At 63.9% G+C, this 24,935-nt stretch carries 3 protein-coding genes; all 3 read right to left on the minus strand.

The features are described from left to right. Window positions 1–13: 13 nt before the first annotated feature. The 3 genes from ACY4LX_RS23680 to ACY4LX_RS23690 are packed head-to-tail and all read right to left on the minus strand — an operon-like array spanning window position 14 to window position 24,844. On the minus strand, window positions 14–13,591 hold the full coding sequence (locus ACY4LX_RS23680) for a non-ribosomal peptide synthase/polyketide synthase (protein ID WP_463258009.1): 13,578 nt from the start codon (window positions 13,589–13,591) through the stop codon (window positions 14–16). A 13-nt stretch (window positions 13,592–13,604) separates the two neighbouring features. Then, window positions 13,605–21,446: an amino acid adenylation domain-containing protein gene (locus tag ACY4LX_RS23685; RefSeq protein ID WP_463258010.1), complete on the minus strand. Its 7,842-nt coding sequence runs from the start codon at window positions 21,444–21,446 to the stop codon at window positions 13,605–13,607. Then, window positions 21,443–24,844: an amino acid adenylation domain-containing protein gene (locus tag ACY4LX_RS23690; RefSeq protein ID WP_463258011.1), complete on the minus strand. Its 3,402-nt coding sequence runs from the start codon at window positions 24,842–24,844 to the stop codon at window positions 21,443–21,445. The genes ACY4LX_RS23685 and ACY4LX_RS23690 overlap by 4 nt, the downstream gene beginning before the upstream one ends. Between the last annotated feature and the right edge of the window lie 91 nt (window positions 24,845–24,935).

The following is a 24,935-nucleotide window of genomic DNA, read 5'->3' on the forward strand; positions in this document are numbered from 1 at the left end:
GGCTGACGACCGATCAATTGACCCGCGCCATGCAATGCTCGATCAACGCTTCCAGCTCGTGCTGATAGCCCTGCATGAAGCCGTCCATGGTCTGTGCCCGGTAGCGCTGGGTGCTGTAGATGCAGCGCAATGCCAACTGACCGTCATAGACCTGGCCGACGATTTCCAGCCAGTTGCCCAGGTTCGCCTTGAGGCTGTAGTTGTCGCCGGTTTCCTCCAGTGCCGGCACCAGCAGCGCCTGTTCATCGAAGCTCTGATCAAACTGCCCCAGGTAGTTGAACGTCACGCGGGCCTGCGGCAGCCCGGCCAACTGGGTGGCCAGTTGCGAACCGGCGAGATGACGCAACACGCCATAACCAATGCCCTTGCCCGGCACCGCGGCCAGTTGCGCCTGCACATTGATGATCGACGCACCGATGTCCTCGCTCGGGTTCAGGCGCACCGGGAACATGCTGGTGAACCAGCCCAGGCTGCGGCTCAGATCGATGCGCTCGAACAGGTCTTCGCGACCGTGCCCTTCCAGCAGAATCAGCGCCGATGACTGTTCGCTCCAGCGGCACAATGCACGGCTGAGTGCGGTCAGCAGCAAATCGTTGATCTGCGTGCGATAGACCGCCGGGGCCTGCTTGAGCAACTGTTCGGTGTGCTCGCGGGACAACTTGAGCCGCGCCTGCGCCTGCTGCCGCACCTGGTTCTTGCCTCGCAGGTTGTCGCACGGCAGATCCACGCCTGGCTGATCGAGTTGCTCCAGCCAATACCCGAGTTCTTGCTCGGCAATCACCGGTGCCTGCGCCTGCAAGGCCTCGGCAAATGCTCGATAGCTGCTGGTGCGAATCGGCAACTGGGGTTCAAGGCCCATGACGCAAGCCTCGTACGCCACTTTCAGATCGTCGAGCAGAATCCGCCAGGACACCGTATCGACCACCAAATGGTGAATGACCATCAACAGCCGTGCCTGGCCGTCCGGCAACGCGATGTGCACCGCGCGCCAGGCCGGGCCGTCATCGAGTTTAAGGCTGCGCTGGGTCAGGTTCGCCAGGGCTTCAACCTGCTCGCTGTCCTGCGCCTCGCGCCGCCACAGCAGCGGCTCGCGTTGATCGGTCGGCGCCGCGTATCGCTGCAACCAGCGCCCGCCTTCCTGGCAGAAGCGCAGGCGCAGCGAATCGTGGTGTTTTTCGATCCAGCCCAAGGCGTGTTCCAGTGCATCCAGGTCCAACGCCTGACGCGCACTCAACAACAGCGACTGGTTGTAGTGGTGCGCCTCGGACATGCCTTCGGCGAAGAACCACTCCTGGATCGGCAACAGGTTGAACAGGCCTTCGCTGGCCACATGGGTGATGTCCTCCGACAGCTGTTGCGTGGCCGGTTTCGCCCCGTCCTGCTCGACAATCCCGGCGATGGTTTGCAGACGCATCAGGTCGCGCAGCTTCAGGTCCATCTTCAACGTCGGGTGGTTGCGCACCCGGGAAATCACTTGCAGGCTGAGAATCGAATCACCGCCCAGTTCAAAGAAGTTGTCGCTGATACCGACCTGCTCCACCTGCAGCACCTGGGCCCAGATCTCGGCCAGCAGTTGCTCCTGTTGATTGCGCGGCGCGACATAGTCTTCGCTTTTGAACTCCGGCTCTGGCAGTGCCTTGCGGTCCAGTTTGCCGTTGGGCGTGACCGGGAAAGCGTCGAGGCAGACAATCTGCGCCGGCACCATGTACTCCGGCAGCGTCGCCCGCAGACCGGCCTTGAGCGCATCGCCCAGGTCCTGTCCGTCAGGGGTGACGACGTAACCGATCAACTGCTTGCCACTGGCATTGTCCCGGGCGATGACCAGCGCATCGCTGACCTGCTCGAGTAGCCGCAAGCTGGCCTCGACTTCACCCAGCTCGATACGGAACCCGCGCACCTTGACTTGATGGTCGATACGCCCGACGTAGTCGAGCACGCCGTCAGGCCGCAGACGCACCAGGTCGCCGGAGCGGTAGAGCCGCTCGCCGGCCGCGAACGGGTTGGGCACGAAGCGCTCCCCGGTCAGGTCCGGCCGATGGTGATAACCACGGGCGATACCGTAGCCGCCAATGTACAACTCGCCGGAAAAACCGGGCGGCAGCGGATTCAGGTCTTCGTCCAGCACATACAGCGAGCGACCACCCACGGCTCGGCCAATCGGTGCATAAGCCGCTTCACAGCGCTGGCTTACCGGCACTTTCCACAGCATCGGCGTGACCACCGTTTCCGTCGGGCCATAACCGTTGGTGAAGTACTCGGGGCGCAGCGCCGCCTTCACTTGTTCGAACGTCTGATCCGGCACCGCGTCGCCACCGAAGCAGTAGATGCGCACGGGCGGTGGCGCGATGCCACTGGCGGCGGCGTATTCGGCCAGTTGCTTGAGGTAGGCCGGCGGGAAGCAGGCAATCGTCACACCGTACTCGTGCAGGGCCTGATAAGTCTGTTCGGGGGTCCACAGGCAACCGTCACGAATCACCAGGCGACCACCGCTGTAAAGCGTACTCAACCAGCGTTCATGGGCACCGTCGAAGGCGAAGGACATGAAGTGCAATTCGCAACTGTCGGTGTCCATTTCATACAGCTTGGCGATCGCCTGGCAATGCATGCTCAACGGACCCTGGGTCACCGCGACGCCTTTTGGCCGACCGGTGGAACCGGAGGTGTAGACCAGATAGGCCAACCCCTGCTCCTGGACGCGGCAAACAGGGGCCGCATCGGTGTAACGGGTTTCGTCGAGGTGATCGATTTCCAGGCGCAGCAGGCCTTCGGCGGCCGGCAACGTGCCGCGCAGGCTGCTTTGAGTCAACAGCAGCGCCATCCGCGAATCTTCGATCATGAACGCCAGGCGCTCCGGCGGATAATCGATGTCCAGTGGCACATAGGCCGCCCCGCTCTTGAGCACCGCGAGGAAGCTGACCACCATTTCCAGGGATCGCGGCAGTGCCACGCCGATGACCACTTCCGGGCCGGCGCCGTGTTCGATCAGGCAATGCGCCAGACGATTGGCCCGCTGTTCGAGTTCGCCATAGCTGAGGCTCAACCCGGCACATTGCAGCGCGATCGCCTCGGGCTGGTGCAGCGCATGCTGGCTGATCAGTTGCGGCAACAGCGTCGCCTGATGATCAGCGGCCGGTTCTGCGCTCCAGGCCTGCATCGCGTGCCACTGCTCGCAGGACAAACGCTGCAAGTTACCCAGGCGTTCGTAAGGCGCGCTCATCATCGCCTCAAGGGTGTTTTCCATTGTCAGGCGAATGCCTTCCACGGCCTCGGCGCTGAAGTGGCTGCGCAGGTACAGGTACTCGATGGACAACTCGTCGCCGAGCATCACCGCCAGGTCCATCGGCACGTTGGTCACACCATGGCCGATGGATTTTCCGAAGGTCAGCTCCGTGTCGTTTTCCTCTTGCAAGCGGTCATCGATCGGGAAGTTCTCAAACACGATGATGCTGTCGAACAAGCCCTGGCCGCCCAGGTTGGACCAACGCTGCACATCAGCCAGCGGGACCTGGGAATAATCGCGAATGTCCAGGTTGCAGGCCTGGACCTGGTTGAGCCAGTCGGCCAGGCGCTGATCCGGTTCCGGGGTCTGGATGATCGGTAAGGTGTTGATGAACAGCCCAAGCATGTTGCCGACATTCGGCAGGCTCTCGGGACGCCCGGACACCGTGGCGCCGAAGGTGACCGTGCGCTGGCCGGTGTAGCGCTGCAACAGCAACAGCCACGCGCCCTGGATCAAGGTGTTGGGGGTGATCCGCAGGTCGCGGCAGAACTGTTGCAAGCGCGCGGTCTGCGACGTGTTCCAGTTCGAATAAATCGCATCGTGCCCGGACACATCGGCCGAGAAGCGCGGGTGCATCGCCTGGCTCAGCGCCGTCGGTTCGTTGACCGGCGCCAGGCGGGCTTTCCAGAACACCTCCTGGGCATCCTGGTCCTGGGCTTGCAGCCAGCCGATGAAGTCGCGGTAACGCCCGTTCTCTCCACTGACCTGACCTTTGGAGTAGTACTGCAACACCTCACCGAACAGCCGCGAACTGCTCCAGCCGTCCATCAGAATGTGGTGGCTGGTCCAGATCATCTGGAACTGCTCGTCACTCAGGCGCAGCAACGTTACCCGCTGAAGACATGCCTTCGACAAGTCAAATGCGTTCGCACGGTCCACGGTGGCGAACTCGGCGATCTGCGCTTCGCTGACCTCCCGATCACGCCAGTCGAGCACTGCCATTTGCAACGGCGCATGGTAATGGACGATCTGCAACGGTTTGGCCAAGCCGTCCTGCCAGTGGAAACTGGTGCGCAGAATGGCCTGGCGCTCGATGATGAATTCCCAGGCGCCACGGAAGCGCTCCACGTCCAGCCCTTTGACCGGCAGGCTGACCTGTTGCATGTACAGGCTACTGCCGTTGTCGGACAGGGTGTGGAACAACATGCCTTCCTGCATCGGCGACAACGGATAGATGTCTTCGATGTCCGCCGCCGTCACCGGCAGCGCGTCGAGCTGGGCCTGATCGAGGCCCGCCAGCGGGAAGTCCGATGGTGTCAGGCCACGGCTATCCGGCTGGCAGCAGTGCTCGGTCAATGCACGCAGTTCCTGCACATACTCGTGCGCCAGGCGCTGGAGGGTCGAGGCATTGAACTGCTGCGGGTTGAACGACCAGCGCAGCTGCAACGCACCGTTGTGCAACTGTGCATCGAGGCTCAGGCACTGGCTGGAAGGCGCCGACAGGTGCTCGAAGGCGTCATCGTCCGCCACCAACACGCCATCGCCCACCCAGTCGAGGGTGTCGTGGAAGGTGAAACCGATACAAGGCACCGGCCCATGCAGGTGATCCTGCAACAAGCCATGGCCAATGCCCTGATCCGGCACCGCCCGCAGTTGTTCCTTGATCTGTTTGATCGAGTCCGCCATCAGCGCGTCGGCCGTCAAGCGTACCGGGTAGCGATGACGGAAAGCACCGACGGTGCGGCTCAGGTCCAGCGCCTCGCCCAACGCCTGACGCCCGTCGGCCTCAAGCTCGAAGACAACCGTCGGCTGACCACTCCAGCGCGAGATAACCCGCGTCAGTGCGGCCAGCAGCAGTTCATTGCGCCCGGTGCGGTAAGCGTCTGGGGCTTGGGTAAGCAGTTGCTGGGTGGCGGCTGGATCGAGCGCAGTGACCCGCGTCGCCGCGGTGGATTGACCTTGCGGCGAATCCAGCGGCAACAGCATGGCATCGCCGCTGTGCTGCGCTTGCCAGAACGGCACTTGCGTCAGCAACGCATCGCTGCGGCCAAACTCCAGCAGTTGCTCGCTCCAGCGCTGGAACGAGGTGGTCTTGACCGGGAACGTCACGCGGTCACCGGCCAGCAGTTGCCGGCAAACACGCTGCAAGTCCTGCAACAGCAGCGACCATGATGCGTTGTCCACCGCCAGCCAATGAGCGACCACCAGTACGCGTTGTTGACCCTGCGGCAGCTCGAAGAGCACCGCGCTCAACAGCGGGCCGTGTGCCGGATCCAGCTCCGCTTGCGCCTGTTCAGCGAGGCGTTGCAGTTGCGCAAGATCGCTCACCCGCTGTTGTCGCACCCGCGCGGCACCTGGCTCTTGATAACGGGCAACGCCGTCGGCGAACGCCAGGCGCAGGCTGTCGTGCTGACCCACCAACGCTTGCATTGCCTGTTCGAGCAACGCCAGAGTCAGCGGCACCTGCGGTTCAAGCCGTATCGAGCAATGGCGCGGACGCTGTGTTTGCGGGGTCTGCAAATACCATTGCTGCAACGGCAGCAACGGCGTGCTGCCCATCACGGCGCCTTGTTCGGCCGACAGCAGCGCCGGATCGAAGGACACCACGGTCGCCAGCCCCTCCACGGTCTGCTGCTGGAACAGGTCTTTGGGCGTGAAGCGAATGCCCGCCTGGCGCGCACGGCTGACCACCTGGATGGAAATGATCGAATCGCCGCCCAGGCTAAAGAAGTTGTCGCCCACCCCGACCCGGTCGATTTTCAGGATGTCTTGCCAGATCTGCACCAATTGCTGTTCCAGCGCCGTGCGCGGTGCCACGTAATCGCGCGACAGGGGGTTGGCGTCCGGGGCCGGCAAGGCCTTGCGGTCGAGTTTGCCGTTTGGAGTCAGCGGCAACTGGTCGAGGAACAGCCACTGCGCCGGCACCATGTACTCGGGCAAGTGCGCCTTGAGCGCGGCTTTCAGGGCCTCGCTCAGTTCGTCTTGCTCCTGCAGGCTCAGGTCGGTCTGCACGGGCACCACGTAGGCCACCAGTTGCTGGCCATTGTTGCCCTCCACCGCCAGTACCACGCCTTCACGCACGCTGGCATGAGCCAGCATTCGGGTTTCGATTTCCCCCAGCTCGATGCGAAAACCACGGACCTTGACCTGATGGTCGATGCGTCCGACGTATTCGATCACGCCACCGTCCTGCAAGCGAGTCAGGTCGCCGGTGCGGTACATGCGCTCGCCGTTGCTCGCCAACGGGTCAGGCACGAATCGTTCGGCGGTCAGGCCTGGACGGAACAGGTAGCCCCGGGTGATGCCGTCGCCAGCCAGGTACAGTTCGGCCGCCACGCCGATGGGCGCCGCCTGCAGTTGCGCGTCGAGCAAGTACGCCGTGGTGTTGACCAGCGGCCGGCCAATGTTGGCCAAACCGCCGGCGTCGCGACGGGTCCAGGTCGAATAGGTGGTGTCTTCGGACGGCCCGTACAGGTCGTAGACGTGCTGCACCGACGTGTCGCGGTACAGGCTGTCGACGAGGGTCTGCTTAAGCGGTTCACCGGCGAGGTTGATGATCCGCACACCCGGCGGGATCTGCCCGGTCCGCTGCAACGCCGCGATGGCTGATGGCACGGTGTTGATCAGGCGCACCTGATCGCGCTCCGGCAGGTCCGGCAGCTCCAGCGCATTGCGGGCGACGATCATCGAGCCGCCGCGCGCCAGGGTGACGAAAATCTCCCACACCGACAGGTCGAAACATACCGATGTCGAGGCCAGCACGCCCTGCAGGTCTTCATCGCTGTAGACCTCGAGGGACCAGTGAATCAGCGCCTGGACATTACGGTGGGCGATGGCCACGCCCTTGGGCTTGCCGGTGGAACCGGAGGTGTAGATCACGTACGCGAGGTTGGCGCAATCACCCCGGGGTTCCAGGTTGTCCGCGCCGAGGTCAACAAACGCCAGGCCACCCGCCTCCACCAACACCACATGGGCCTCGGTAGACGGCAATTGGGCGAGCAGCGCCTGCTGGGTCAGCAGGACTTTCGCCTGGCTGTCCTCGAGCATGTACGCCACGCGATCGGCCGGGTAGTCCGGGTCCAGCGGCACGTAGGTGCCACCGGCCTTGAGCACCGCCATCAGCGCAATCACCAGTTGCGCCGAGCGCGGCATCGCCACGCCCACGCGCACTTCAGGGCCAACGCCCAACTGCACCAGCCGCCGGGCCAACTGGTTGGCCTGGCGGTTGAGTTCGGCGTAGCTCAGCGCCACGCCGCCATGACTCAAGGCCAGCGCCTGCGGCCGGCGTTGCGCCTGGGCTTCGAAGCCGTGATGAATCAGCGACTGCCTCGGGTATGGCGCTTGATGGTCGTTCCATTGCGCCAGGGTGTGCAGTTCGCTGGACGACAACAGGCCGATTTCACCCAGCAGACGCTGCGGCGCTTCGAGGAACTGAAGCAGCACGGCTTGCAGATGCCCCGCCAGGCCGACAATGCTGCGCTCGGCGAAGTGTGCTGTGAGGTAGTTGAAGTCCAGGCTCAAGACCTCGCCGGCACCGGCGATCAGGGTCAAGGCATAGTTGGTTTGCTCGCGGTGTTCCAGGCTGCCAAAACCCAAGCCGCCCGGATTCGCCTCGAGGGTTTCCGAGACCGGGTAGTTTTCGAACACCAGCAACGTGTCGAACAAGGCTTCGCCATTGAGTTCTGCCAGACGCTGGATATCCTGCAACGGCGTCTGCTCGTAGTCGCGCAGCTGCAGGTTCTTGTCCTGTACGCTGCGCACCCAGTCGCGGACGCTGCTGGTGGCTTGCGGACTGGCGATCACCGGCAAGGTGTTGATGAACAGCCCGAGTTGTTGCTCGATACCCGGCAAATCCACCGGACGCCCAGACACCGTGGCGCCGAACGCGACGCTGGCCTGACCGGTGTAGCGTTGCAACACCAGTAGCCACGCCGCTTGCACCAGGCTGTTGAGCGTCACTTGTTGCTGACGGGAGAAACCGTTCAGCCGTTGCGTGAATGCCGCGTCGAACGTCAGGCGATGCACGCCCTTGCCCGGCCCCGGCACGGTCTGCCCGTGACAGGCGCACGCCAACCGGGTCGGTTCGCTCAGCTGCGCCAGTTGCCCGCGCCAGAAGGCTTGCGCCGCGTCTTTGTCCTGGCGTTGCAGCCAGGCCAGGAAGTCGCGGTAACGGCCCTGGGCACTGGGCACCGGTTGACCGGCGTAATCCTGCAGCACTTCGCCGAACATCCGCGAGTTGCTCCAGCCATCCATCAGGATGTGGTGGCAGGTGAAGATCAACCGGTGCCGATCATCCGCGGTGCGCAACAGACACAAGCGCAGCAACGGCGGGTTCTGCAGATCGAAACCGCGCTCCAGGTCAGCCCGCGCCCGCGCTTCGAGGGCGGCGGCCTGATCCGGTTCGCCGCGCACATCCACTTCCGGCATTTCCAGGGTCAACTGGCGATAGATCACCTGCAACGGCGTATCGAGGCCATCGCTACCCCAGATAAAACCGGCCCGCAGCACTTCATGGCGATCCACCACGCGCTGCCAGGATTGCTGGAAGCGCGGGACGTCCAGACCGTCGATATCCAGCAGCATCTGATAGACGTAGGCACTGGCATCGGCGTCGTACAGGCTGTGGAACAGAATCCCCTGCTGCATCGGCGCCAGCGGATAAAGGTCCTCGATCCGCTGCGCGGCAATCGGCAGGCTGTCCAGATGCGCCTGGGACAACCCGGCCAGCGGCACGTCGGAGGGTGTCAAACCACCGCTCGGGTGGTTCAGGCAATGATCGATCAACTCGCCCAGCGCCACTTCATAGGCACGGGCCAGGGCATTGATGGTGCTTTCTTCAAAGACATCACCGCTATAGGTCCAGGTCAGGCTCAACTGCCCTTGGTAAACCCGGCCATCGATGGTCAGCCAGTTACTCATCGGCGCCTGTTCATCTTGCCCGGCGCCTTTGTTTTCGGTGGCCGGCACCCACAGCGCGGCCTCATCGAAGTTGTTGTCGAACTGGCCGAGATAGTTGAACGTGACCTTCGGTTGCACCAGATCGCGCAAGGCCGCTTGCGATTCGGCGCTGCCCAGGTAACGCAACAGCCCGAAGCCGATGCCCTTGTTCGGGACCGCCCGCAGTTGTTCCTTGATGCCCTTGATCGACGCTTCGACACTGGCCTGGGGTTTGAGGCGCACCGGGAACATGCTGGTAAACCAGCCGACGGTGCGGCTGAGGTCGAGGTCGTCGAACAGGTCTTCACGACCATGGCCTTCGAGTTGCACCAGGGCGCTGTCGGAAGCGGTCCAGGCACACAGGACCTGAGCCAGTGCGGTCAGCAGCAGGTCATTGACCTGAGTGCGATAGACCGCCGGCGCCTGTTGCAGCAATTGCCGGGTGCGCTCGGTATCAAGGCGAGTGTCGACGCTGCGCTCGAAGCGGTTTTGCAACTGGCCGTGGGGACGGTCCAGCGGTAAATCGACCGGGGCGGCGGCCAGCTGCTCGCGCCAGTAAGCCAGTTCGGCCTCCAGCGTGGCACTGCGGGCATACCCTTGCAGGCGTTCGCCCCAATCCTTGAACGCGGTGGTCTTGGCCGGTAGCTTCAAGGCCTGGCCGGCGCTGATCTGCTGGTAAGCGCTTTGCAAGTCTTCGAGCAAAATACGCCACGACACGCCATCGACCACCAGGTGATGAATCACCAGCAACAGGCGTTGGCTGGCATCCGGCAAGTCCACCAACACCGCGCGGATCAACGGGCCGTCGCTCAGGTCCAGGCTGCGTTGCAGCTCCAGGCACAGCGCCGGCAAGGCGGCGCTGTCGTGCAGGGTGACCGTGCGCAGCAACGCGGTGGGCTGATCGACCGCGGCATGCACCTGGCGCCAGGCACCGGCGGTTTCACGGTAGCGCAGGCGCAAGGCATCGTGATGCCGTTGCAGGTGCAGCAGCGCCTGTTCCAGCGGCGCCGCGTTCAGCGGCTCGGCCGGGGTCAGCAGGATCGACTGGTTCCAGTGTTGACGCTGGGGAATCCCGGTGCCGAAAAAGTACTGCTGGATCGGTGTCAGCACGGCCTCGCCGACGACATCCCCTTGCATCGCCAGCACCGCATCGCTCTGTTGCGCGACGGTGGCCAGACGCCGCACGGTCTGGTGCTGGAAGATGTCCTTGGGCGAAAAACGGATTCCCGCCTGACGCGCCCGGCTGACCACCTGAATCGAGATGATCGAGTCACCGCCCAGCTCGAAGAAGTTGTCGTTGAGCCCGACACGCTCGACCTTCAACACGTCCTGCCAGATCTCGGCCAGACGTTGTTCCAGCTCATTGCGTGGCGCGGCGTAAACCTCCTGCACCTGAATCACGTCCGGGTGCGGCAATTGCTTGCGGTCCAACTTGCCGTTGGCCGTCAGCGGCAGACGCTCCAGGAACGCCCAGTTGAACGGCACCATGTAGTCCGGCAACGTCTCGCGCAGGTGCGCCTTGATCCCATCGCGCAGCGCGGCGTGGGCATCATCCGGCAGCGCCTCGTTCGGCACGATCCAGGCCGCCAGTTGAGGACCGCTCAGCCCTTCGATCGCCAGCACCACCGCCTCGCGCACGCCCGGGTGCTTGAGCAGTTGGGTTTCGATTTCCCCCAACTCGATGCGGAAACCACTGATCTTCACTTGATGGTCGATACGACCGATGTACTCGATCACCCCGTCGCCGCGCAGCCGCGCCAGGTCGCCGGTGCGGTACAGGCGCGCCCCGCTTTGCGGGTTGAACGGGTCAGGCACAAAACGCGTGGCGGTCATGCCCGGCTGGTTCAGGTAACCCCGGGCCAGGCCATCGCCGGTAATGTACAACTCGCCGATACAGCCCTGGGGCACCAAGCTCAGCGCGCCATCGAGCAAGTACCAAGACAGGTCGACAATCGGTTCGCCGATCGGGCTGGCGTGGCTTTGTTGCAAATCCGCCAGGGACAACGGGCGATACGTCACGTGCACCGTGGTTTCGGTAATGCCGTACATGTTGACCAGCCGCGGCGCGCGGTCGCCGAAGCGCTCGAACCAGGGGCGCAGGCTTTGTACTTCCAGGGCTTCGCCACCGAACACCACATAACGCAGCGCGTGGTGGCGCGACGAGGCGCTGGCCACTTGCACCAACGGCTTGAACGCCGACGGTGTCTGGTTCAACACGGTGATCTGTTCATCGCAGAGCAAGGTGTAGAAATCGTCCGGGGAACGGCTGACGTCGTGGGGCACAACCACCAGTTTGCCGCCGTGCAGCAGCGCACCGAAAATTTCCCAGACCGAAAAGTCGAAGGCGTAGGAATGGAACAGCGTCCAGCTGTCATGAGGGCCGAAACCGAACCAGTGGTCGGTGGCGCTGAACAGGCGCATCACATTGCTATGGGGCAGCAAGGCGCCTTTCGGTTTGCCGGTGGAGCCCGAGGTGTAAATGACATAGGCCAGGTTGTCCGGCGTGGTCAGGCAGACCGGGTTGCTGCTGTTGTCCTGCTCCGGCGGCTGATTCAGGTCGAGGCAGTCGAGCCCCTGCGGGATCGGCAGTTGCGCCAGCAGATGCCCCTGGGCCAGCAATAATTCGATGCCGCTGTCTTCGATCATGTAGCTCAAGCGATCGTGCGGGTAACTCGGGTCTAGCGGCACATAGGCCCCACCCGCCTTCAGCACCGCGATGATGGCGACGATCATGTCCAGCGAACGCTCGACCGACACCCCTACCCGCACGTCCGGGCCAACGCCCCGCGCGATCAGGTGATGCGCCCATTGGTTGGCGCGACGGTTGAGTTCGGCGTAGCTCAGGCGCTGTTCGCCACACACCACGGCGACCGCCTCGGGATAACGCTCGGCCTGCGTCTCGATGGCTTGATGAAGACACTGGCTGACCGGGTGGGCAACCCGTGCCGGGTTCCATTGCGCAAGCAATTGCTGCTGCCGGGCGGCGCCGAGCATCGGCAATTGGGCGATACGCTGGCTCGGGTCCTGGACAATCGCCCGCAACAGCTCAGACCAATCCTCGGCCAGGCGTTCAATGGTGGCCGCATCGAACAGGTCAGTGGCGTATTTGAGCACCGCTTCGATGCCATGGGCCTGCTCGGTGGTGTTGAGCACCAGGTCGAACTGCGCCGTCTGGCTTTGCCATTGCAGCGGCTCGATGTGCAACCCGTTCAGACGAGTGTGCACACTCGCCCGACGTTCTGCGGTGTGGTTGAACATCACCTGGAACAACGGACTGTGACTCAGGCTGCGGCCCGGCTCCAGGGCTTCCACCAACTGCTCGAACGGCAGATCCTGATGCGCCTGGGCTTCTTGCGCGGTGAGCTTGACCTGACGCAGCAAATCGACAAAACGGCTTTGCCCATCGACGTCAGCCTTGAGCACCTGGGTGTTGACGAAGAAACCGATCAGACGCTCGATTTCCACCCGGCCACGGTTGGCCACCGGCACGCCGACGCGAATGTCGGCCTGACCGCTGTAACGGTGCAACAGCGCCTGGAAAGCCGTCAGCAACACCACGAACAGCGTGACGTTTTCCTGGCGGGCGAATGCCTTGAGGCCATTGCTCAGTGCCGGGTCGAGAATCAAATTGTGGCTGGCACCGGCAAAGCTTTGATCCACCGAACGCGCTCGGTCGGTGGGCAGCTCCAGCACCGGTTGTTCACCACCGAGCTTTTGTTGCCAGTAAGCCAACTGACGCGCTTGCTCGCCGGCCTCCATCCACTGCCGCTGCCACAGGGCATAGTCGGCGTATTGAATCGGCAAGGCGGGCAAGCCGGCGGCGTGGCCGAGGTTGAAACCGGCGTACAGCTGCACCAGCTCCTCGATCATGACTTGCAGCGACCAGCCGTCGGAGACGATGTGGTGCAGGGTCAGCACCAACACGTGGTCATCGGGGGTAACTTGCAGCAGGGCTGCGCGCAACAGCGGGCCGTGCTGCAAATCGAAAGTCTTCTGGCTCTGGGCCTGGACGAACGCCTGGATGGGTTCATCCGGGGCGCTCGCCTGCGCAGGGCTCAATTGATGGGTATCAAGGGCAAAGGGTCCTGCGGGCAGGATCACTTGCAAAGGTTGCTCGGCTTCCTGGGTGAACACCGTGCGCAAGGTTTCGTGTCGTTCAATCAATGCCTGGATGCTGCTTTGCAGCGCGGCCACATCCAGCGGCCCCTGCAAACGCAGGGCCGTCGGGATGTTGTAGGCGGCGCTGTGCGGCGCCCATTGCCAGAGGAACCACTGGCGCTGTTGAGCGTAGGACAGCAGCAGCGGCTCTTCGGCCGTGCGCTTGAAAACCGGGGCAATGTCAAAGAGGTTGACGCCTTTCTGCTTGAGCAGAACCGCCAGGGCCTTTCTTTGCTTAGCCGAAAGTTGTCCTACCGACTCGATTAACTCTTGCACGCGTTGTTCCCTCTCAAGAAATCAGTTTTTCCAGATCATCGAGGGATAGACGTTTGAGGGCCTCCAGGGATTTAGCCAATTCGTCCTGAACCGGCGATAAATCGACGCGCAATGCCTCGATACGGTTGCAGAACGCGTGCAGCGTGTCCGCTTCGAACAGTTCCTTGAGCGCCACTTTGTCGCCCAGGCGTTCCTTGATCCGGGTGACCACCAGGGTCGCCAGCAACGAATGCCCGCCCAACTGGAAGAAGTTGTCTGTCAACCCGACCTGCTCGACCTCAAGGACTTCCTGCCAGATCGTTGCCACTTCCCATTGCAGCTGCGTGTGCGGCGCTTCGTAGCGTTGCCGGGCCGGGCTGCCGCCCAGCGCCATCAGGGCCTTGCGGTCCAGCTTGCCATTGGGGGTCAGCGGCACGGCGTCAATAATGTGCAGGTGTGCTGGCACCATGTGCGCCGGCAAACGACTGATCAACGCCGCCCGCAAGCGCTCTGCCAGCCAGTGCGAATCCGCGACCGGTGGCACCGCCACGACATAGGCGTGCAAGTGTTTGCCGGCAACGCCGTCCTCGGCCAGGACCACCGCTTCGCGGACCTCTGCCAGCTCCAGCAGTCGCGCTTCGATTTCACTCAACTCGATGCGGAAGCCGCGGATCTTCACCTGATGGTCGGCACGGCCGATGTACTCGATCTGCCCGTCCGCCCCCTGGCGCACCAGATCGCCGGTGCGGTACAGGCGCTCGCCGTTGCTGGAGAACGGGTCTGGCACGAAGCGTTCAGCGGTCAGCCCCGCCCGCATCAGGTAGCCTCGGGTCACGCCGGCACCGGCCAGGTACAACTCGGCGGCGACCCCGGCCGGCAGCACGTGCAACTGACTGTCGAGCAGGTAGGCCACGGTGTTTTCCAGCGGCCGGCCGATGTTCGCCTGGCCCTGGGGTGTGCGCAGGGTGAAGGTCGAGTAAGTGGTGTCCTCGGAAGGCCCATACAAGTCGTAGACTTGCTTGACCGACGTGGTCGCGTACAGCGTGTCCACCAGCGTTTGCTTGAGCGGTTCACCCGCCAGATTGATGGTGCCGACCGATGCCGGAATCTGCCCGGAGCGCTGCAACGCGGCGATCGCCGACGGCACAGTGTTGATCAGCGTGACCCGTTCGCGGGCCGGCAAATCCGCCAGCGCCAGGGCATTGTCAGCCAGCACCATGCACCCGCCGCACGCCAGGGTGACAAAGATTTCCCAGACCGACAGGTCGAAGCAAATCGAGGTCGAGGCCAGCACGCCGAGCAATTGCTCATCGCGGTACACACCCGCAGACCACTGGATCAGCGCCCCCAGGTTGCCGTGGGTAATCGCCACGCCCTTGGGCTTGCCGGTGGAACCGGAGGTGTAGATGACATAGGCGAGGTTGTGCGCCGCAATGCTGATCGACGGCGCGGTGGACGGGTAGTCGCCGAGCCAGTCGCTGCGCTCTTCGACCACCAGTACCTGCGCGCTCAACGCCGCGGGCAACAGCGCCTGGGCCACCGACTCGGTCAGCAGCACGGCCGCGCAACTGTCGTCGAGCATGTGCAGCAAGCGCTCCTGCGGGTACTCCGGGTCCAGCGGCACATAAGCGCCACCGGCCTTGAGGATCGCGAGCAAGCCGACCAGCATGTCCGGCGTACGGCGCATGCACACGCCGACCCGCACTTCCGGTCCGACACCCAGCGCTTGCAGCTTGTGCGCCAGGCGATTGGCCCGGGCATCGAGCTGCTGATAATCGATCTGCTGCTCGGCAAACAGAATCGCCGTCGCTTGCGGTTGCCGTTGAACCTGCGCGTCGATCCGCTCAAGCACCGTGCGCGAATCCAGCGCCGTGGTGTCAGCCCGACCCCATTCGAGCGCGGCCTGCCGTTGCGCTTCATCCAGCAGGTGCAAGGCACCCAGCGGCTGCGTGGCATCGGCGAGGAACTGCGTCATCAGGCTTTCGAGTTGCGCGGTCAGGCCGACGATGCTGGCCTGATCGAAACAGGCCTGGTCGAAACTCAACCCCAGGCTCAGCTCACGTCCGGTGACGGCCACCAAAGTCAGCGGGTAGTGGGTCTGCTCCTGACGCTGGATGGCCGAGAACACCAGGCCCGAGGCCGGCGCCTGCTCCAGGGCTTCGGCCATCGGGTAGTTCTCGAACACCAGGATGCTGTCGAACAGTGAGCCCGCACCCAAGCCAGCCCGGCGCTGGATTTCATAGAGCGGCGTATGTTCGTGCTCGCGCAGGGCCAGGTTGAGGCTTTGCACCTGCTGCAACCATTGACCTACCGACAACTCGGCGGACGGTGCGGCCACCACCGGCAAGGTATTGATGAACAAGCCGATCTGTTGCTCGACCCCGGGCAAATCGGTCGGGCGACCGGCCACGGTCGCGCCGAAGGCCACGGTGTCCTGCCCGGTGTAGCGTTGCAACAGCACCAGCCAGGCCGCTTGCATCAGCGTGTTGAGCGTGACTTTCTGCTCACGGGCAAAGCGGTTCAGCTCAACCGTCAGTTGCTCGCCGAACACATGCTGATGTTCGGCATAGCCGCTGCCCGGCTCCTGACGCGGCGGCATGGCGCTGGCCAGTCGGGTCGGCTCTTCGAGGCTGGCCAGCGCCGTGCGCCAGAAGTCGCGGCTGGCCTGTTGGTCGCGTTGCCCCAGCCATTCGATGTAGTCGCGATAACGCCCGGCGCTAGCGGTCGGGGTCATGCCGGCATAGCGTTGCAGCACTTCGCCGAACAGCTGCGAGGTGCTCCAGCCGTCCATCAAAATGTGATGGCTGGTGTAGATCAGGTGATGCACCGACTCACCGGTCTGCACCAATTGCACGCGCAACAGCGGCGCCTTGCTCAGGTCGAAACCGCGCGCCAGGTCTTCCTGTGCCAAGGCATCCAGCGCGGTGTCGAGGTCGGTACGCGCGCGCCAGTCTTGCACGCGCCACGGCATCTGCGCCGTTTGGCAAACCACCTGCACGGCTGCGGCGGCGTCTTCAGGCCAGACAAACACTGTGCGCAGAATCTCGTGGGCGTCGACGGTCTGCTGCCAGGCCTGCTGAAAGCGCCCGGCGTCCAGCTGCCGCACATCTACCCGCAATTGATTGGTGTACGCCGGGCCGTCCGGTTCGTTGATGCTGTGGAACAGGATGCCCTGCTGCATCGGCGACAACGGATAGAGATCAATGATCTCCCGCGCCGGTACCGGCAAGGCCGAGAGTTGCGCCGGGGTCAGGGTTACCAGGCTGAAGTCCGACGGCGTGACGCCGGCCTGTTCGGTGTCGCAGCAATGCTCGATCAGCCGCTCCAGCTCAAGGCGATAGGCATCAGCCAGGGCTTGAATGGTTTGCGGGCGGAACATGCCCTCGCCAAACGTCCAGGTCAGTTCCAGCTCGGCGCCATACACCTGACCGTCGATGCTCAGCCAGTTGGCCAGCGGCGCATCCGGGTCCTGATTGGCCCCGGAGCTCTCCCCGCTCGGGAGGAACAACGCGCCATCAGCGGCACTGAACGAACCGTCGAACTGGCCCAGGTAGTTGAAAGTCACCCGTGGTTGCACCCACGGGGTCAGCGGCTGATCCGGAGTCAGGTAACGCAGCACGCCGTAGCCAATGCCTTTGCCCGGCACGGCGCGCAGTTGTTCCTTGATCGCACACAGCGACGCACCGGGCTCGGCCTCTGGCGTCAACCGCACCGGGAACAGGCTGCTGAACCAGCCGACCGTGCGACTCAAGTCCAGATCGTCGAACAGGTCTTCACGACCATGTCCTTCAAGCTGGATCAGCACCGAGGACTGCTCGCTCCAGTCACACAGCACCCGCGCCAGGGCCGTGAGCAACAAGTCGTTGATCTGCGTGCGGTAGGCGGCGGGCGCGACTTTGAGCAGTTTGTGGGTCAGGGCCTTGCTCAGTCGCGAAGTGCCCCTGGCCGCCTGACGCTGAACCTGAGCCTGCGCAGTCAGCGGGAAGTCCTGAGGCAGTTGCGCCTCGACGCCGTCCAGGGTCTTGATCCAGTAATCACGTTCGCCAGCCAGGGTTTCACTGCGGCCGAACTGATGCAGGTGTTCGGCCCAGCGCTGCAGCGAACTGCTCTTGCCCGGCAGGGCCGGCGCCCTGCCCGCCGCCAGCGCGGTATACGCCTGCTGCACATCTTCCAGCAGGACCCGCCAGGATACGCCGTCCACCACCAGGTGATGGATGACCAGCAGCAAACGCTGCGCACCGTCCGGCAGGTTCACCAGCACCGCTCGCACCAGACGGCCCTGTTGCAGATTGAGACTGCGCTGGGCTTCGTCCGCCAGCGCCGGCAACTGCGCCAGGTCACTCAGCTCGCGCACCCACAAGACCTCAGGGTCGCGCTCGGTCTGGAACATCGCTTGCCAGCGATCGCCACAGGCCTGGAAGTTGAGGGTCAAGGCATCGTGATGTTCGATCACCGCCAGTAACGCCTTGTGCAGATGGCCGGCATTGAGGGGCGCTTGTGGTTGCAACATCACGGACTGGTTCCAGTGATGTCGCCGGGCAATGTCCATCTCGAAGAATCGCGCCTGGATCGGCAGCAACGCCAACGTGCCACTGATCTGTTGCGGGGCGGTCAGCGCCGGCTTGGTTTCGATCAACTTGGCCACCGCCGCCAACAGGCCAATGGTCTGCTTTTCGAACAACTGCTTGGGGCTCAACTTGATTCCCTGGCGCTTGGCCCGGGCAATGATTTGCAGGCTCAGGATCGAGTCACCGCCCAGTTCGAAGAAATTGTCGGTGCTGCCGACGCGCTCAAGCTTGAGCACCTCGGCCCAGATCGCGGCCAGTTTCTCTTCGATTTCACCCACCGGCGCCACAAAGTGCTGCGTGACCACCCCGGGCACCGGCAAGGCACGCTTGTCGAGCTTGCCGTTGGCCGTGAGGGGCAGGTGCTCCAGAAGCACCATCTGCGCCGGCACCAGGTAGTCCGGCAGGCAAGCTTGCAACTGCTGACGCAGGCCATCGATTTGCAGGGTCATACCCGCCGCAGCGACGCAATAGGCGACCAGTTGCAGCCGCGATTCATCGCCGTCCAGCGGCAAGGCCAGCACCGCCGCCTCGCTGACGCCGGCCAGCCCGAGCAACACCCGGGCGACTTCGGCGGGTTCCACACGGTAGCCACGGACCTTGACCTGATCGTCGGCGCGACCGATGAATTCCATCGCCTGCTGGCGATTACGGCGCACCCGGTCACCGCTGCGATACACCCGCGCACCGGCCGGGCCAAAGGGGTCCGGCACGAAGCGTTCAGCGGTCAGGCCTGGCTGCCCGAGGTAACCCAGGGCCACGCTGTCGCCACCGATGTACAACTCGCCCGCGACCTTGTCGGCGACAGCATTCAACACGTCGTCCAGCACGTAGGCCTGAGCGCCCGGCAATGGCCGGCCGACCGGCACGCCCCGGGCGCTCGGGTCGAGGTCGACGACTTCGTGAGTCAACACCCCGACCGTGGTTTCGCTGGGGCCGTAGTGGTTGATGAAACGGCATTGCGGCTTGAGTTGGCGCACCCGCTCCAGCAACGCTGGCGAGCAGGCTTCGCCGCCTACGATCAGCGCATGTTCGGGCAAGACATCGGCTGGCCGCGAAGCCTGCAACAGCGCCGCCAAATGCCCCGGCACGATTTTCAGCACGCCCACGCGGTGTTCGCTCATGTACTCGGCAAAGCGGTCCGGATCAAAACCCAGTTCTTCCGGCAACACATGCAGCAGGCGCCCCGAACACAAGGCGCCGAACAGCACGGTAAAGCCCAGGTCAGCGGCGATGGTGGAGACCAACGCCATGCTCGCGTCCGGCGCCAGGGCCAGCCGTTCCAGCGCGCCACGCACATAACTGGCGAGCGCACCGTGACTGACCAGCACGCCTTTCGGTTGCCCGGTGGAGCCGGACGTGTGAATCACATAGGCCGGCGACTCCGCCGACAGCGTCAACGCAGGGCTCGATGCAGGCTGGTCCTGCCAGTGCGACGGGGCAAAGGCCAGGCCCTGGCAACCGGCGACCGCCAGGCGGGTGACGCGTTCATCACCGTCTGCGCACAACAGCACCGATGCCTGCGCGCCTTCCAGCATCTGCTGCAAACGCGCCGCCGGGGCCTTGATGTCCAGCGGCATGTACACCGCCCCCGCCTTGAAAATGGCGAGGACGCTGATCAGCCAGTCCAGCGAGCGCTCCATCAGCACCGCCACCGGTTGAGCATCGCGCACGCCTTGCGCACGCAAATAATGCGCGAGGCGATTGGCCGCTTGATCCAGCGCCTGAAAACTCAGGGCCTGCTGCAAATCCCGTGCGGCCAGCGCCTCGGGTTGCCGCGCCACTTCGCGCTCCCAGTGCTGCAACACTTGCAATGCCGACGTCTGCGACGGTTCGGCCAGCGCCAATGCGCCAGTCGCATTGCTGTGCAGCGGCGCTTGCGGGGTCTTCAACAGTTCGTCGAACAGGCTGAGCAGCGCCGGTATAAAGCCTTCAATGGTCGAGCGCTGGTAGAGGTCGCTGGCGTAGGTCATTTGCCCGTGGATCAGCGCGCCATCGTCGGTGATGTCCAACGCCAGGTCGAAATGCGTGCCTTGCTTGTCCAGCGTGTATTCGGCAACGCTCAGGCCCGGCAGGTCCATCGAGCGTTGTTTCTGCATGCCGACGTTCTGGTTGAACTTGGCCTGGAACAACGGATTGTGGCCGAGGGTGCGCTCGGCCACCAACTCGTCGACCAACTGCTCGAACGGCAGCTCCTGATGCGCCTGGGCACCGAACGAAGCCTCGCGCACCTGTGCCAGCAGATCATTGAAACTGCCACGCTCATCCACCTGGCAACGCAGTACCTGGGTGTTGACGAAGAAGCCGATCAGCCCTTCGACTTCGGCGCGACCGCGGTTGGCGTTGGGCACGCCGACGCGGATATCGCGCTCCCCGGCCTGACGCGACAGAAACAGCGAAAACCCGGCCAGCACCAGCATGAACAGACTGGTGCCCCGAGCGCGGGCGAACGCATTGAGCTGGCGCGACAGCCCAGTGCCGAAATCAAAGCTCAGGGTCTGACCCTCAAAGCTTTGGGTCAGTGGCCGGTCGAAGTCCGCCGCCACCGCTAACAACGGATGCTCTTCACCCAACTGCTGGCGCCAGTAATCGAGTTGACGCTCGCCTTCGCCGGCCTCCAGCCAGCGACGTTGCCAGATGGCGTAGTCGGCGTACTGCAGGGTCAGCGCCGGCAGTTGCGGCTCGCGCTCCAGGCAAAACGCCTGATAGCACTGCACGAACTCCTTGACCATCACGTCCATCGACCAGCCATCGGAGACGATGTGATGCATGCTCACCACCAGCACCCACTCGTCCTCGGCCAGGCAAAACAGGCTCGCGCGCAGCAAGGGGCCGTGGCGCAAATCGAACGGCTGCGCCGTGACCGTGCGCACCCGTAGCGCCAGTTCGGCTTCGCGCTCTTGCGGGGCAATACCCGAGAGGTCGATGCGTTCCAGCGGCACCTGTTGCTGATCAAGGATCACCTGACGCGGCTGATCACCGTCGGTATGGAACACCGTACGCAGCACTTCATGCCGCGCCACCAGGTGATCGAACGAACGCAGCAACGCCGGCTCATTCAATTGCCCGCGCAAGCGCAGGCCGGCAGCCATGTTGTAAGCAGCGCTGTGGGGCTCCAGTTGCCAGAGAAACAGCAAGCGTTGCTGGGCGAACGACAGCGGGATCAGCGGGTTGTCGTGACGGCTGACCGGCAGCGGCAGCAGGCTGAAATCCTTGCCGTCCTCACGCAATTTGGCCAGAAACTGTCGACGCTGCTCCAGCGGCAAACCGACGAACCTTTTAGCGATGCGTTCCGCCATAGTGCCGCTCATGCTTCTACTCCTTCCAAAGAACTCATGAACTGGTCCATGTCCGACCAGTCGTTATCCGCCGCACTGCCCGCCAACTGCGCCACGGTCAGGGCCAGATCACCCAGCACGGGTTTTTCGAACAGGTTGCGCAGCGGCAGAATCACGCCCAGCTGGTTTTTGATCCGGCCGATCACTTGCGCGGCCAGCAGCGAATGACCGCCCAACTCAAAAAAGTGATCGTCGACCCCGACCTGGGGTACTTGCAGCACGTCCATCCAGATGTTCGCCAGGCACACCTCGGTGTCGGTTTGCGGGGCGCGATAGGCGACCTGCAATTGACTGGCGTGCGGCGCTGGCAAGGCCTTGCGATCCAGCTTGCCGCTGGGGGTCAGGGGCAAATGCGGCAACAGCAGCAGATGGCCGGGGACCATGTAGTCCGGCAGGCTGGCTTGCAACGCAGTGCGGGTTTGCTGACGGAACAGCGCCTGCTCGGCCACGCTGTCGAGCACCGATTCCTCGGGAACCAGATAGGCCACCAGTTGCAGGCCTCCGGTCAGCGGCAACGCCAGCACCACCGCCTCGCGAACCCCCGGACATTGCTGCAGGCGCGATTCGATCTCGCCCAGCTCAATGCGAAAGCCGCGAATCTTCACTTGGTGGTCCACCCGTCCGATGTATTCCAGCGCGCCATCCACCCGCAGGCGAGCGCGATCGCCGGTGCGGTACAGGCGCTCGCCGGTGGCGAACGGGTCGGCGATAAAGCGCTCGGCGCTGAGGGTCGGCTGCCGGTGATAACCGCGCGCCAGCCCTGGGCCGCCGATGTACAACTCGCCCACCGCGCCTTGAGGCAGCAGATTCAAATCGTCGTCGAGCACGTACACCCGACGTTGCGCCAGACCGTGGCCAATCGGAATCCCGCGCCACGACACGGCTTGCGGCGTCAGCGCGGTGCAATCGTGAATGGTCGAGACCACCGTGGCCTCGGTCGGGCCGTAGGTATTGAGCAAGCGCACATGGCCCAGCCCGGCCAGTTGCCACAGGCGCAGGCCGTCCACCGCCATGGCTTCGCCGCCGACATGGATCTGGCGCAAGGCACCGAAGTGCGCTGGCGGATTGGCCGCGTAGTCCTGCACCAGCCAATGCCAGTACGCCGCAGGCAAGTCGGCCAGGGTCACGCCGTGTTCGAGAATGACCTGATGCAACGTCGCGCTGTCCCACAACCGTGAGTCGCGCAAGACCACGCAAGCGCCATGGCACAGCGCCGGGAAGAATTGCTCGACGAAACCGTCGAAGCTGCTGGTTGCGAACTGCAACACCCGGTCACCTTCGCGCAGGTCGCTGTAGTCGATGGCCCGCTCGATGAACTCGCTCAGCGCACCATGACTGATCGCCACGCCTTTCGGGCGTCCGGTGGAGCCGGAGGTGTAGATCACGTAGGCAAGGTTCTGCGGATCGACCGCCACGTTCAGATTGTCCTGGGCCGCGTTGGTCGGCAAACGGTCCACGCACAGGCACTCGATGCCATTGAGCGGCGGCAGGCTCGGCAGCCATTCGCTGTCGGTCAGCAGCAGTTTCAGCCCGCTGTCGTCGAGCACATGACGCAGGCGCTCGGCCGGGGTCTGCGGGTCCAGCGGCACGTAGGCGCCGCCGGCCTTGAGCACCGCCAGCAGTGCGACGGCCAGCTCCAGCGAACGACCGAGCGCCACGCCAACCAAGACGTCGGGGCCGACACCCTGGGCGCACAACTGATGGGCCAGGCGATTGCTGCGGGTATTGAGTTCGGCGTAGTTGAGCGAGGGCGCATGATCGTGCGCAAGGATCAACGCCGCCGCGTCCGGGGTGCGCGCGACGTGCGCTTCGAACACCTGTTGGAAGCAGGCGATGCGGGCCGGGGCCTCGCTGGCCTGGATCAAGCCGTCGTGCTCGGCTTCGGCCAGCATCGACAATTCGCCCAGCGGCTGCTGCGGGTCGCGGCACACCGCCGCCAACAGGTTGTGCCAATGCCCGGCCAGCGCGGCGATGGTCGATGGGTCGAAGATGTCGGTGGCGTAGGTAAACGCCGCAAACAACTGCTCGCCCTCCTCCCGGGTATCGAGCATCAGGTCGCTGGTCGCCGCATGCTGACGACCGCAGCCCGCCAGTTGCGCTTCGCTCAGGTAACCGACCTGCAAACCGCAGTCGAGTCGCACATCCTGTAAATCGGTGACCAGCGGTTGGTGATTGAACATCACCTGAAACAGTGGGTTATGGCTCTGGCTGCGGGCCGGTTGCAGGGCCTCGATCAACGCGTCGAACGGCAATTCCTGATGGGCCTGGGCACCGAGGGCTGACTGGCGCAGGCTCTGTAGCAAGTCGGTAAAACGGGTTTGCGCCGTGACCTCGCTGCGCAGGATCTGGGTGTTGACGAAGAAGCCGATCAGGCCTTCGGTTTCACTGCGGGTGCGGTTGGCGATCAGGCCGCCGACGCGGATGTCGGTCTGGCCGCTGTAGCGGTGCAGCAAGGTCTTGAACGCTGCCAGCAGGACCACGAACAGCGTGACACCCTGGCGCTGCGCGAGGTTTTTCAAGTCCTGGCGCAACGCCGCGTCGATGACTTTTTCCAGGCGTGCGCCCTGGTGGCTGGACTGGGCCGGATAGGCGCGATCCGTCGGCAATTCGAGGATCGGGTGTTCGGCGCCCAACTGTGTGCGCCAATAGTCGAGCTGGCGCTCACGCTCGCCGGCCTCCAGCCAACTGCGCTGCCACAGGGCGTAGTCACGATAGTGCACGGTCAGCGCCGGCAATGTCGGCTGCTGGCCGGCGACAAGAGCGTCGTAGGTCTTCATGAACTCGTCGATGAGGATGTTCATCGACCAGCCATCGGCAATGATGTGATGCAGCGTCAACAGCAGCACGTGCTGCTGCTCGGCCAGGCGCAACAGGCGCAGGCTCAGCAACGGGCCTTGTTGCAGGTCGAACGCCTGGGTGGCTTCGGCCATCATGTGCTGTTGCGCACGGGACCAGCGCTGCTCTTCGGGGACCGCACTCAGGTCGGTGACCGCCAGGGTCAGCTCCTCGGGTTCAGCCACGCGCTGGAAGGCACGCTCGCCCTCCTGACCGAAGGTCGTGCGCAGGCACTCATGCCGCGTCACCAGAAGACTGAACGCACGCTCCAGCGCCTTGGGCTGCAACGGGCCATCGAGGCGCACCGCCATCGGCAGGTTGTAGGCCGCGCTGTGGGGGTCCAGTTGCCAAAGAAACCACATGCGCTGCTGGGCATAGGAAAGACCGTCGCGCTCGGCGGCGCCGACACAGGCCGTCATGGGAAGCTGAGCAAAATCGATGCCTTCGCGGGCCATGCCGGCGAGGAACAAGCGGCGCTTGTCCTGTGGCAACTCGATAAAACGGCGGGCTAGTTTCTGTGCATCTGCGGCATTCATGCGTGGGGTCCTTGCTGATCGGCGGCGTGACCAGGAGGCCCGGTCGTATCAACAAGAACGAATGACAAACGTGATGATTTAGCGAAGGGCG

It is taken from the genome of Pseudomonas sp. Emmai, from assembly GCF_055179735.1.